The organism is uncultured Porphyromonas sp. (genome assembly GCF_905372525.1).
Taxonomy (GTDB): Bacteria; Bacteroidota; Bacteroidia; order Bacteroidales; family Porphyromonadaceae; genus Porphyromonas.
This window is the reverse complement of record NZ_CAJPPN010000008.1, coordinates 50,032-63,595: the sequence shown is the minus strand read 5'-3', so window position 1 is coordinate 63,595 and position 13,564 is coordinate 50,032. Positions and strand designations below refer to the sequence as shown.

The window sequence follows — 13,564 nt, the reverse complement described above, 5'->3', positions numbered from 1 at the left end:
TACACAACAGTATACACGCGTGTACACTACCTCGCTCTAAGTATATCCTCTGTAGGGCTCGCTTGTATGTCTATTCCTTGGGGATAATGCCTAGGATCTTTAGTGATGGGCTAAGGCTACTTGGGATATGAAATGATACCCCCGAAGATCCAAAGGCAGGAGTGTGTGAGCGAGATCATGCGTCGGCCATGATCCCTCTGGGCTGGTGCGTACTCTTCTGTAGAGAAATACCTATATTTGCAGTACATACATGCCCCAACCACAATCTAAAGCAAAGCACTCCTATGGCGAGTCTGCACCTAACTATCAGCAGCCAGCATTTACGCTCTGGCCTGCACCTCACTAGGGTACCACGAGTGAGAGTAGGGAAGCTATCGTCTTTCTACATCTCCCACATGAGTATCTATGTCCTAGCCCTTGTGGCTATCACGCTTGTCTCCCCCTTTTCTCTCAAGGCACAAACACGAGATTCCATACGGATTGAAGTCCGATCTAATGGAGATACGCTCTGGCACTACCTTCCCCAGCGGTATGACTTCACTCCCCCGAAAGGAGAAAAGAGCATGCATCCAGTGAGGCTCCCTCATCCTCAGCTGTCTAGTATGCCCAGTGAAAGGGAGAAGGAAACAGAGATATCTCCGCACTTCTTGATTAGTAGGAGCACAAAGAGTCCCCAGTGGACACCATCGATCCCGTATAATCGGAGTATCACCCCTTCGGGGGCTATTACCTACAGTATCCCAATCGAGACAGCTAAAGGCTACAAGTATGCTCCTCAGATAGCACTCACTTATAATAGCCAGTCGGGCAATGGAATAGTGGGCTATGGTTGGGAGCTCAGCGGTCTATCCAACATCGTCTAGACGGATCGCTCTATCCACTATGATGGAGTGACTAGTTCTCTACAGGGAGCAGGAACATCAATTCATTGGGATGCCCTACGTCTAGATGGTATACGGCTCGTACGCAATACCAGCCTACTCCCCAACCAATATCCCTACATCACCGAGCAAGGCAAGATACTCGTGCGCTATATCCCAGACACTCGAAGCTATGAGGCTCGTTTCCCAGATGGGACAATAGCCCTATATGAGATGCTGGAGCCTCTCGATCTAGGCACCTATGTCTGTCGGAGGAAAATTGACCTGAGAGGTCGTGTACAACTATATGACTACCAGATTCATGAGCACACCCCTTATCTCTCTAGGGTCACCTTTGGGCAGGGGACTAACATTGGAGACGGGGTACCTCTACTCGGCACGACAGGCAGCCTTACCTTCACCTACGAAGCTCGTCAGGATACCACCGAACACTATGTGCGAGGTGTGGCGATACGTAGGGGACTTATACTTCGGAGCATTCACTCATATGATGGAACGACACTGCTTGCGACCTATACACTCAGCCATCGATGGGCTGCTGGGACAAACCTACTGAGACAAATCGACTATAGCTCTGAGGGGATATCTCTTCACCCGATTACTTGCACCTATAAGGAGGAATATCCCTCACCAGAGGATCCCTACGAGGAACATCTGCAAACCCAGCAGAGTAAGTATCTAGAGGAGCATATCGATCTCTATAAGTACGAGATGGTTGCTCTCAGAGGACACTTCACCACAGGGCAGATGGGAGATGGAATGCTGCTCTATCCCCGCTTCGAGACCTACACCCGGAAAGTAATTAATCTTCGATGGCCAAGAGAGGATCTCTATGGGAGTATGTATGATCCAAAGCAACAGATCTTAATTGTCCCTCATCTACAGAGGCTTCATTCAAGTGTTCTCCACCTAGAGGTTGGAGAGGGCTTCTTTGGGGCTCAGGCTGTAGATACTGATGGAGATGGAATTGATGAGGTAGTCAAGCTTAACCTCAATCTGACAGAGGATAGAAAGAAGACCTCACTTAGGGTAGAGGTTTACGAAATTAACCGAAGAGGGAAGCAGGGACTCACACTAAAGAGGTCGTTTAGAGTCACAGTCAAGGGTGTCGTAGAGAACAAGTCCTACACCAGTCCGAGGTATCTACATACGCTCTGGGGGCAGTTCTGTGGGGACGGCTCTACTCAGCTGGCTATCGTTACCTACAACAAGACCGTGGAAGAGAAGGATGCCACGCCTACACTCCTCTTAGTGAATCTCCAACAAGGGAGTGTTACCTATCAACAAGATTGGGTGCTCAACCTCTCCCCCCTGCAGGGAAGCTCCCTGACAGCAATGGATCTCGATGGAGATGGATCGACAGAACTTTGCCTATCGACGGTATCCAATACGATCGAACGATATCACTTCAACGCTCAGGGTACAGCTCTCCTCCGAGGCAAGGACTACTCGCAGGGTAGTGGGGGCATCTCTCCCTCAAGTCAGGATCTCTTATGGGGTGATCTCAATGGAGATGGACTAATTGATGCCCTCTGTCCGGTTGCATTCTCAGGGTATAAAGAGGTCTGGGAGCGTGTGCCTAAAGATGCTGTTCCTATCCCTGAAGATAGTCTCATGCTCCAGAGTATCCCTCGCCCTAGAGAAGACACAACGATCTGTCGCAGAGAGCGTATTGACCATGGAAATCAATGGGGATATTATATCAATACGGGTTCGGGCTTCCATTACACTCATTTTCCTGTCTATCAGCGGGAGGACTCTACGGATAAGAATGATCAACTCATACTCCTAGATGTGAATCATGATGGACGAGCTGACCTTGTACGCATACACGACAAAAATGGGATTGATATTCATCTCAACGAACAAGGGAAGCTTCGCCCCCAGTCCCTACCTACTCACGAGAGGAGCAATGCGGTCATTTTCCTGCCTCTGAATATCAGCCATCTCATGGCTCCCAGCCAATTCATCACCATTGGCAATCGTGGGGAACTCAAGGGCTACACATATCTTAATAATCTCGCCCATGCGCGTCTCTTGGCTGGACTGATAGACAGCCGAGGCGTCGTCCATCAGCAGGACTACCAAGACCTAAATGCGCTCTCGGAGCTGGGGCCGAAGGCCTATCGGGATACGGGAAATGTTCACATAGATCAAAGATATGCCCCTGTGAGAGCCCCCTGGAGTCTAGTGACAAGTACCTTTGCCTACTATTCTGGGACGGGAATCCCATACTTCGAAAATAGCTCTTATACATACGAAGATGGCTATATAGATCGTCTAGGGTTGGGGTTTGTTGGCTTTGGTCGCGTTACAAAGAAGGATTACCTTCTGCATATACAGACGACCACTCTGAACCTACACACGTTACGAGGAGCTCCATCACAGGAAGAAACAAGGCATTTCCCCTCCATGACGCTCCTGCAAAGTAAGGTCTATGACTATCGGGAGACGTATGGATCGAATAAGGAATGGAACCTCTTGCTGAGTAGGTCTGTCGACAAAGACTATCTTAAAGGTGTCTCTTCCCATTCTGATTATCAATACGATGAGCTAGGGTATCCCACACATATGAAGCTCGCATATGGGAAGAGTAATAAGATTGTGGAACGTAAGCTTCGTCATCGGATAGGCTTCTCCTATCATCTAGGAATTCTCGAAGAGCAAACAGAGATAACCCAAAAAGAGAGCGGACAGAGCTCCATCACCTCCCTCTACACCTATAACAGCGACTTCCAACCTATTGAGATTGATAAGTATCTGAATGGTAATCCACAGTTGACGATCCAGCGAACTCAATCCACCTACGACAGATGGGGTAATGTCACATCGGAATGTACTCTATACTATGACTCACCTAAGGGATCAACGAAGAGCTATATATACGACGAGACAGGACATCATCTGCTCTCCACACGAGATGCCCTCGGGCTGGAGACTCGCTACGCAGACCATGAAAAGCATGGACGAGCTAGACGCATTACCGATCCCCTCGGACAAATGACCCGGGTAGAGTACGATGCCTTTGGATTGATTGCTCAGGAGACAACTCCAGATGGTACAGTGACAAGTACGACCCATGAGCAGCACCCAGATGGCACTTACACCATTGTGAAGAGGAGGACAGGTACTCCGACTAGCTACAGGGTCTGTGATGCACTCGATCGAGAGCTCCGTACAGGCACTGAGCAGCATGATGGCTCAATCCTTTGGGAGGCGAAGATGTATGATGGGGCTGGACGTGTTGTACGCTCCTCGCTGCCCTATCGGGACGGGACACAGCCTCTTTGGATAGAACATGAGTATGATATGTTTGGGCGACAGATTGCTCAGCGTGAGCCCTCAGGGGGGGCGACGACTTGGGCCTATGAGCTCATCCAGCAACAGGGTAAGCGAGGCGAGTGTAACCAAATCACAGAGACCAAAGGTGGAATCAGCATCAAGCGCACCTATGGAGAATTGGGTGAACTCCTCTCCTCCGAAGACCTGGGAGGCAAGATCATCTATAGCTATCGTCCCGATGGACAGGTCGATCGAATCACGGCTCCAGGAGATGTGGTGACTAGCTTTGAGTATGACACCTATGGCCGGCAGACTGCACTCAACGACCCTAGTTCAGGGCGTAGGGAGATCACATATGCTTATGCCCAAGATGGAACACACACCGAGCGGAAGTCCTCCCCCAATGGAGGCGTAACGACCGTTACCGATCCCTATGGACGACTCGTACGTATAGAGCGAGATAAAGACTTTTCTACCAGCTACACATATGATAACTATAGCCGCCTGACGGAGGAGCGATCAACGAACGGGAGCTTCAAGAGTTATACCTATGATGCCCTCGGACGGACTGCCTCCCTAGTGGAGGGTGTTAGTCCAAGCAAGACACTGCGACGCACTTACTACTATGGGAGTGGAGGAGAGCTAGCTCGTTTGACCTATCGCACTCCAAATGAAGAGGAGTTCACCGAACTGTATATCTATGAGCATGGGCATCATGTGATGACGCTCCTTCAGTCACCTCTACGCCCTCAGCAGGATACCATCTGGCACCTGTTATCCGTGAATAATATGGGTGTCCCGATCCGTGCTCGGACAGGCGGGCAGGAGCGTACCTACAGCTACGATCCCGTGGGGCTCCTTACTGGTCGCTCAATGGGGGCTGTACAGGAGGAGCGATATACCTTTGACCCTCAGACGGGCAACCTCCTAGAACGGCAGTGGCGTGTGGAAGACTCCGTACGACGACAGACTTTCAGCTACGATAATCTCCATCGTCTTACTCGATGGGCCTCTGGGGAGTGTAGCTATACTCCTAATGGATGCTTATCCGAGACAGGGAATCCCATGACGGGAGGTTGCTCCTTTCACTATGAAGAGGCTGGACATCCCTATCGACTCACAAGGATCGAAGGTCATCCAGGTATCAATCTTCCACCAAATCTGCCCTCCCTACCTGGAGGCAATCCTGTTACCCCCGATCTTCCGAATGGCAAACCTGATGATCCTGGGAGTCAGATTGCCCCCATTTACTTCGCTAGAGATACGACTGTCTTCGATAGGGATATCTATGATCTCCTCCCAAGGATAACTTCTGATCAGATCGCTGATTATACCTCCTTTGACCGTCCCAAGAGCTTTAGACTGAAGGATGCTAGTTCCATATGGGGAGATGAATATCGGGCTCAATGGGACTACAATAGTGCACTTGAGCGGACAAAGATGACGATACAACATGGTGATACACTCCTACGAGAGCTCTACTACTGGGGTAGCCAGTATGAGGAGGAGACTCGCCCAAAGCAGGGCGAGACGACTGCTCGACTCTACCTTCAGGGAGATGCCTACACCGCTCCAGCCGTCCTCGTCCGTGAGGGTGGGCAGTGGAGACTCTACTATATTGCTCGGGATTACCTTGGAAGTATTACCAATATCGTAGATGATCAGGGCATATCACGTGCACACTATCACTATACTCCGTGGGGGCGTCTTGAGGAAGGTGAAGGGCTTTTCCTTGGTCGTGGATTCACAGGTCATGAGCATCTACCCGAGTTTGAGCTCATCAATATGAATGCCCGTCTCTATGATCCCTACACAGGGTGCTTCCTTAGCCCCGATCCCTATATACAGCTCCCAGACTTCACGCAGAGTCTCAACCGATATTCCTACTGCCTCAATAATCCGTTGCGCTTCACTGACCGCAATGGGAAGTTCTTCTTCACAGCTATCCTAGGACCAGCTGGAGCCATCCTTGATGCTGCATGCTGGGGTGCCCTCATGGGTGGGGGCTTCTACACAGCAGGAATGCTCCTTACTCCTGGTGGGCTGAAGCACTTCAGCTTCCCCAATCTGGTCTTTGCCATGCTCTCGGGTGCAGTCAATGGAGCACTCAACTTTAGCACTGTCAGTCTCCCTCTATGGGGTAACTTTAGTCTAGGATTCATGCCCCAGATAAGCTTCGGCACGGATGGTGTCGGCATTGGCTGGAATGTCACATTTAGCTATGCTTCAGGAATCGTTAATGCTGGCCTCAGCTATGGGGCGAGTGTCTATGGCTCAGCACCAGGTTCGGGCGAGACCATGGATGAGTTCCGCTTCGGTTATGGTCTTGGAGTTAAGCACAAGTCCTTTGAGTTGGGTGCTGGAAGTACCTATTTTCTGGATAACCATGGTGGGCAGCAAACGGGACAAATGTATGCAGGCGCTTGGGGGGGACGCCTTACCTACGAGAATGATACTTGGGCTCCCGTCCCAGGCCTCTGGAGGGCAGGGGGGCATGAGCGAGATAAGTACCGAACGGCTGCCCTACGCTTCGATATCACCTCAGGAAAACTCAAGGGTGCAAACCTCGGTATGCTCCTATACACAGGAGCTGCAGCAGAGACGAGTTTAGATGGGAATTATTACATAGGTGGTACTGTAGATAACTATCGCATGGGTGTAATCTATGTAGGATATAAGGGTTGGCGAGTGGGCCTAAATAGCGAGCGCTATATCCGAGAGCCCATACAAAACGGCTTTCATGACCTATTTGGTGCCCCCCACTTCAAGGCCCAACCCAATGGCCCCTGCCACTTCTATGGCGGATACTACTTACCTAATCCCAACACGTTATGGTAAAGAAGATCATCTGGACTCTGCTCATCATCGTTGTACTGAGTTCCTGTAAGAAGGATTTTACTCCTCCAGTTCTAAGACATCGGCAAGTGCCCTATACCGGGTCTCTTATACGAACAGATGGGTATTATTATCATCTCGAACATGATAAGTATACCAAAGGATGGATGATGTCCGTCTTGGCCTTCTTTCGAGATGGACGTTGCTTAGCCTATAAATATATTCCTATACCGCCGGAGTCTTATGACTATTTCGAGTACATTGAGCAGAAGATACTTGCTCCCGGAGGCTGGTTTACGAAGAAATTCAACCCATATGGCGTCTTCTGGCTAGAAGGACGGGTTTTACACCTCGAAATTCCGCGCTACACAGGACAATATGTGGGACGACAGTATACGACCTATGAAAATAGTGCAATAGTTAATCGCGATGGAAGTATCACTTCCATCGCCTATCGAGGCCAAGAGCCCAGATACTTCCGGAATAGTATAATAACCCTCCGCTTTCTAGAGTATCATGGCGAGATCAAGTGGTGATAGTCACCCTGACACCGAAGGCTCCGAAGGGAAGAATAATCGCATTGTGATCTATGTGGACTGTACTCTTCGGTGACTAAGCCACAATAGCAAGCACTCATCTGAGGACTAATGCAAAACGACTTTCATGACCTATTTGGTGCCCCCCCACTTCAGGGCCAAACACGATGGCCCCTGCCACTTCTATGACGGATACTACTTACCTAATCCCTACACATTATGGTAAAGAAGATTATCAGGGCTCTGCTCATCATCGTTGTACTGAGTTCCTGTAAGAAGGATTTTACTCCTCCAGTTCTAAGACATCGACAAGAGCCCTATACTGGGTCACTCATACGAACAGATGGGTATTATTATCATTTCGGATATGATACGTATACAGAAAGATCGACGATGTCCGTCTTAGCCTTCTTTAGAGATGGACGTTGCTTAGCCTATGAAGATATTCCGATACCGCCGGAGTCTTATGACGATTTCGAGTACGTTGAGCAGAAGAAACTTGCTCCCGGAGGCTTGTTTACGAAGAAATTCAACCCATATGGTGTCTTCTGGCTAGAAGGGCGAGTTTTACACTTCGAAATTCCGGGCTACACGGGACAATATGTGGGACGGCAGTATACGACCTATGAAATTAGAGCAAAAGTTAATCGCGATGGAAGTATCACTACCATCGAGTACCGAGGCCAAGAGCTCAGACCCTTCCGGAGGAGTATAACCCTCCTCTTTCGGGAGTATCATGGCGAGATCAAGTGGTGATAGTCAGCCTGACATCGAAGACGCCGAAGGGAAGAGCAATCACATAAACGTGATCTATGTGTACTGTACTCTTCGGTGACTAAGCCACAATAGCAAGCACTCATCTGAGGACTAATGCAAGACGACTTCTAGGCAGAGATAAGATGAACCCCGTCACATCTACGGCGAAATGTCTACATTTGCTTCACTATAACTAACTATAACAAGGATCTTTATGAGGAACCTATACCTTATTATTCTATTGCTACTCTCCGTGGGTAGCCTCCCCCTCATGGGACAGGGACGGGTACGTTTCGCCTATGATGCCGCCGGGAATAGAGTCCGTCGTGAGCTAGTTGTTGGCTCGAAGAAGCCCGAGGGACTCCGTACATTGAGTACGGATAGTACGCAACAGGCTACATCTTACCTTGACCCAAGGGATGAGGCGGATCGTCGTCACCTAAGTGGTCGGGATTATGTTACAGAGACCATCGACCGAGGTCAGGTTCGTATTTACCCCAACCCCACCGAAGGCGAGCTGACGATCGAATTCCTTGGTTATCGCCCTGAGCAGCGTGCAGTCCTGGTGGTCTATGACCTCTTCGGTCGAGTGGTCGTGAGACGGGAGGTTGCCTCCGTGACGACCATGCTTGATCTCTCAGCCCAGAGTGCAGGTCTCTACGTCCTACATCTCATTGTGGGGAAGGATCGGTCTGCATGGAAGATCCGGAAGAACTAATATGCCTAGCTAATACTAGATGGCTATGTCATCCTATCTATTACGCCCCCATTAAGGTGCTTATTCCTATCAGAAGTTTCGTCTCTATGCCTTTACCCCCTTCCATCTTTTCTGTGTGCGGTTGTAAAAGATAGAGCCCAGTTCACTTCTATATCATCGCTTGTATGAACCATAATGTAATGTGCATTATGAAGCAATATTTGCTTTTGTTCATCCTATGTGTCATTCTTGGTGGCTGTAGGACAAGTGTATCTAGTAAGCCAAAGGATAAGGTGGATCTTGGTACCTTCCCTCAGTTGTCTCAGGCCGAAGGATTGTACCCGGATGAGGCGCTTCCTATATAAGTAAATAGGTATGAAGTACTGGCATTATTTAGTCTTCTATATTCTGGTAGGGATAATAGTTCTTATCGACGTACGGAATGTTTCCTATAAAGAGGACTGTATCCGGTATGGCCAGCCTCGAGTGTGCTTGATCGATGAGCCACCCGCCCGAATCAGTGCTGGGGGGAAGGGTGGCTATAGCTATCACGCAATAGGGTTCACCCTAGAATATCAAGGTCGTATCACCAAAGAGAATAATAGTCTCTATGGGAGAGAGGCGACGTCGTATGGAGCCCCAGGGTATGGCTTCTATCGATGTTACTCCCCTGACGTCCGCTTGCTAAGTTCCTACTCACGACTCTACAGATGGATGTATCGTCCATTTGTACTTTCCTACGGACCAATTAATGTGTCACTAGATGGCTATGATTTGGAGTAAAGAACCCCCTTTGTTTGTTCAAGGACTCCTATGGCTTGGGATTATCGGGCTAGCGGCTCTCTCATTCGTAGTGCCCTATAAACTTGCTCGTCATCGAGGTGTGGACGTCCTACTCTATGGGGCGAACCTACGGGGGACGTGCACTCGAGCCTATCGTCAGGGCGCTAGCTACTGCCTGCAGTATACACTGCTCCAGCGAGGATACTACCACAATAGTGAAGGGGAGCTTGAGTCTGGCCCTATCAGGGTGTGGATCACGGAAAAAGTCTCACAGCGTACCTTTGCCCAGGCCGTTGTGGGTCAGGACTACGTGGTCAAGTACCTTAATCTGGAAGAGGATGGGCCCCGCTACACGATCCTCACGAATAGTCCTTGGCAGATAGAGATCCCACAGCATCTACGGGACTACCTCTCTACCCCTCACGATAGGAATTAGATACCCCAGAGAACCTCTGGAGCTGAAGGAGAGACCTATTGAATTTTATGGAGAGAGAATAATGACCTACCCTCGTTACCTCACTAGGAGCCTCGGCATACTGCTCTTGCTCTACGGTTTGTGCTCTTGCTGTCTACTCAGTAGGAAGCTCTCCGTCAAGCCCTACCGCTCCTTGGCTCAGTTCGTGGACGAACTGCAGCATCATATGGATCGCTATCGCGATGAGTACCTAGCGGTACAGTGAATCTCGGCAGACAGCTTCCTGAGGGTAGTCGTCGTCCCAGAGGTCAATATCGATAGGAGCAAAAGGTGCCTATCTGATCCCGTACTCGATACCCTATCGCTCCACTCCGTCTGGAGCCTGATCGACCCTAAAGTGGTGGTGGGAGGAGTCGCTTACCTTCAGGACTACGACTCCGTATGGTATGAGTGGTCGCTTAGAGGTCCATATGACCAAGAACCTCATCCCCTAGACTCCTCTGATTGCACTCTGCCTATACGTGCCTTCCTAGCTTCGCCAAAGCCTCTCAGGGCTTTTTATCTAGGCCAGATGGTCGCTCCCTACTTCTTCGTCTATGACCCAGAGGGGACGAGGCTTAGGGTCTATGATTCCTATCCTCCGTATGAGGAGCTTCCTGTTGATTCTCTCCTAGAGGATCAAGTCCTCAGACAGATACGCCTGCGAGTCACAAGTAACAGAAAGGATATACGCAGGGAGAAAAGGCTCCCTATGATCTATGTCTACTAGAGCCCTAGGTCTGATGTGATCTAGAGTGTAAAGAAAGGTATTATGAGGGAAATCCTAATCATACTGCTCGGGATCGGTCTCTTCTATTCTTGTGGCACGAAGAGGAGACCAAGGAACTTTGTGCCGCCTAAGGAACGTCCTCAAATGGATGTCCGAGCATGTGCGCAAGAGCTCCATCGCTCGCTCAATAGGCAGAGGGCAGCCCTTCTACGGAAGATCCCTAATCTTAGCACTCAGGTGCGTCAAGTACTCCTCGTCCCCACTCTTCGTTTTAAGAGAGGGATCGAGAGATATGAGTACTACAATAAGTTCCGTCGTCAGCCCTACTTCCATAGCTGGGAGGAGCTCTTTGGGCTACTGGATATGGAGAGCTTCTGTGGCGTACAAGCCTTCATCGAGGAGGGAGATGGACACTGGTACACCTGCATGCTTGAGAGTCTAGATAGGCGGGTTGTCCCTATTGACTCGATGCTCTACGATGCGAAGTATCGGCCATTCCTAGAGACACTCCTTTCTCGGGGAGCACCGCTGACGTTTAGGCTTGTTTTCTCGGGGCGGTATAGCTACTCACTTCAGGATGGGCAGCTAGAGGCCTACGACTTTTCTCATGGGAGGATAAGGCAACCCTCAGAGGTACTCCCTGTGGTCGTCGAGGCTTATTCGGAGCATCCCCCCTACATCCTCCGAGGGAGTGACTACGAGCACCATCGAGCAGCTGGTAACCGACGCATCAAGGCCTTGAAAAAGATCCTTCGGGAGGTGCCCAATCCTTGAATGGGAGGGGATAGGTTCATCGGATGATAAGGAGATGGCTAGTATGAAGGAGAGTAAATACAATAATCGTCAAGGGCGAGGTGCCCGCCCTCGGGCTCTATACACCCTGTTCCTTGGAACTCTCCTTGGGCTCTACATCCTCAGCTCGTGTAGTACTGCACCACTGCGACGGCCGAGGAGCTTCACACCTCCGAAGGAACGTCGCAGGATGGAGGTCGGAGCATTTGCCCGAGCGCTCCATCGCACACTCACATGGGAGGGCCCCACAATACGATGGGAGGTCGCTAGGCATATCCCTCGGGGACAGCGGGTAGAGCGTATGATCATTGTCCCGTCTCTTCGGTTCAGAGCGGAGATCTATGAGTATGAGTACTACAATAAGTTTGGGCGTCGTCCCTACTTCCATACATGGGAGGAGCTCCTGGGGCTGTTAGATACAGAGAGCTTCCGCTTTGTCGATGTGCTTGTCCAGCTTGTGGGAGGGGGCTGGTATAGGTACTCGTTCTCTCTGAGGGTGAAGACGCTTGAGCCGTTAGATCCCAAGAGTGTCCCCTTGGAGGAGCTCTCGTCAGGGGATGCTCCACTCGTGTTTGATATCGCTGCCTATAATAGGCGATTTGTTATCTCCCCGGATGGACAGCTGAGGGTATATGACCGTCGTACCACTAGCCAAGGAGACCAATGCATGGATCTCTCAGCGGTGCTCCAGACGATGGCTAGAGACCTCCAAGGGATCTATCCTGACTACCTCCGAGGGCGAGACTATCGGGGACGGGGCAAATCCTTTAGACGCTAAGCGGGATGCTGGATAAGCGATTATCCTTGTGCCGTCAGAATCTGAATATAAGATCGAGCTCACCTATGATGCCTATTCGCCATTGCTCCAAGTATTTCTTTGTGCTCTTCATCCTCTGCTGTATTACCTCCTGCTACTTCTCTAGACCCGCTGTGAGGACGAAGATGGAGCTCCAGCCCTATCTGTCCTTAGCTCAGTTCGTGAACGAACTGCAGCGTCATGCAGAGGAGCACCGGGATGAATACCTAGCCGTGCAGTGGATCTCGGCGGACAGCTTCCTAAGGGTAGTCTTCGTCCCAGAGGTCGGTGTGCGGAGTAGCTATCGGGAGCTACCTGATGCGGTGCGTGACACCCTATCGCTCGGCTCTATATGGAGCTTGCTTGATCCCCAGTTCGTGGTCGGTGGTATGGCTTACCTCCAGGACTACGACTCCGTATGGTATGACTGTTGGTTAGGTGGGTCACTGGAGCACGATCCCCAGCCCTTAGATCCCAGAGATCCCATGATCCCCATCCTAAGCTCTACGAGATCAGTCTATACCTTCTATATAGATGGGTGGGAAGGTTCCTTCCTCGTAGTCTATGACCTAGAGAGCAAGGAGCTCAAGGCCTACAAGACCAAGGGGCTCTTCGGTAAGGTGCCCGCCGATGCTGTGCTCGAGGTGCCCGTTGATTCTGTGCTCGAGGAGTCTTACCTCAAGGGGATACGCCGAGGGAGTGTACCGAAGGGCATAGACCTCTGCAAGCAGCCCAAGTATCCTAATCCCATCTGTGAGTAGCTCGCTGCTCTGGTTGGTCAGCTGATCGTATCCACCCGTCCCCCTATTAGAGCCCTCGGCATAGGGCTTGTGCTCTGAGGCTAGAGGCTTATAAGCCTAAGAGAGGAAACGAGGAGCCTGAGAGAGCTCGCCTCGCTCGCCCCTCTCCCTTGCTCATTCGCTTGCTCCCACCCTCACCCTAGAGCTGCTTCGTATGTGGCAGGCATACCTATTGGCGATCATGAGGGGAGTGCCTTTGAAAAAACGCGTTTATTCTGTATC

At 50.5% G+C, this 13,564-nt stretch carries 9 protein-coding genes; all 9 read left to right on the top strand.

The features are described from left to right. Positions 1 to 602 precede the first annotated feature (602 nt). The 9 genes from QZ170_RS02865 (at position 603) to QZ170_RS02825 (ending at position 13,303) form a co-directional block, all read left to right on the top strand. Positions 603 to 863: a SpvB/TcaC N-terminal domain-containing protein gene (locus QZ170_RS02865; protein ID WP_297176796.1), complete on the top strand. Its 261-nt coding sequence runs from the start codon at positions 603 to 605 to the stop codon at positions 861 to 863. A 27-nt stretch (positions 864 to 890) separates the two neighbouring features. Beyond that, complete coding sequence (locus QZ170_RS02860) at positions 891 to 7,001, top strand: polymorphic toxin type 23 domain-containing protein (protein ID WP_297176794.1); 6,111 nt, start codon at positions 891 to 893, stop codon at positions 6,999 to 7,001. A 752-nt stretch (positions 7,002 to 7,753) separates the two neighbouring features. Further along, entirely contained in the window at positions 7,754 to 8,290 is a 537-nt protein-coding gene (locus QZ170_RS02855; RefSeq protein ID WP_297176791.1) for a hypothetical protein, read from the top strand. 214 nt (positions 8,291 to 8,504) lie between these two features. Continuing rightward, positions 8,505 to 9,008, top strand: a complete 504-nt coding sequence (locus tag QZ170_RS02850) for a T9SS type A sorting domain-containing protein (RefSeq protein ID WP_297176788.1) — start codon at positions 8,505 to 8,507, stop codon at positions 9,006 to 9,008. 862 nt (positions 9,009 to 9,870) lie between these two features. Further along, positions 9,871 to 10,206 carry a hypothetical protein gene (locus tag QZ170_RS02845; RefSeq protein ID WP_297176785.1) on the top strand — a complete coding sequence of 112 codons (336 nt, stop codon included), beginning with the start codon at positions 9,871 to 9,873 and terminating at the stop codon, positions 10,204 to 10,206. Between the two features lie 61 nt (positions 10,207 to 10,267). Further along, complete coding sequence (locus QZ170_RS02840; protein WP_297176782.1) at positions 10,268 to 10,450, top strand: hypothetical protein; 183 nt, start codon at positions 10,268 to 10,270, stop codon at positions 10,448 to 10,450. A 546-nt stretch (positions 10,451 to 10,996) separates the two neighbouring features. Then, entirely contained in the window at positions 10,997 to 11,728 is a 732-nt protein-coding gene (locus QZ170_RS02835) for a hypothetical protein (RefSeq protein WP_297176780.1), read from the top strand. A gap of 43 nt (positions 11,729 to 11,771) precedes the next feature. Further along, entirely contained in the window at positions 11,772 to 12,524 is a 753-nt protein-coding gene (locus QZ170_RS02830) for a hypothetical protein (RefSeq protein ID WP_297176777.1), read from the top strand. Positions 12,525 to 12,589: 65 nt separating this feature from the next. Then, positions 12,590 to 13,303 carry a hypothetical protein gene (locus QZ170_RS02825; RefSeq protein ID WP_297176775.1) on the top strand — a complete coding sequence of 238 codons (714 nt, stop codon included), beginning with the start codon at positions 12,590 to 12,592 and terminating at the stop codon, positions 13,301 to 13,303. The last annotated feature ends 261 nt before the right edge of the window (positions 13,304 to 13,564 follow it).

What these genes read in the sequence shown, in the direction of transcription:
- QZ170_RS02835 (WP_297176780.1), top strand. Translation starts at nt 10,997, where the DNA reads ATGAGGGAAATCCTAATCATACTGCTCGGGATCGGTCTCTTCTATTCT.
- QZ170_RS02830 (WP_297176777.1), top strand. Translation starts at nt 11,772, where the DNA reads ATGAAGGAGAGTAAATACAATAATCGTCAAGGGCGAGGTGCCCGCCCT.
- QZ170_RS02840 (WP_297176782.1), top strand. Translation starts at nt 10,268, where the DNA reads ATGACCTACCCTCGTTACCTCACTAGGAGCCTCGGCATACTGCTCTTG.
- QZ170_RS02855 (WP_297176791.1), top strand. Translation starts at nt 7,754, where the DNA reads ATGGTAAAGAAGATTATCAGGGCTCTGCTCATCATCGTTGTACTGAGT.
- QZ170_RS02850 (WP_297176788.1), top strand. Translation starts at nt 8,505, where the DNA reads ATGAGGAACCTATACCTTATTATTCTATTGCTACTCTCCGTGGGTAGC.
- QZ170_RS02825 (WP_297176775.1), top strand. Translation starts at nt 12,590, where the DNA reads ATGATGCCTATTCGCCATTGCTCCAAGTATTTCTTTGTGCTCTTCATC.
- QZ170_RS02865 (WP_297176796.1), top strand. Translation starts at nt 603, where the DNA reads ATGCCCAGTGAAAGGGAGAAGGAAACAGAGATATCTCCGCACTTCTTG.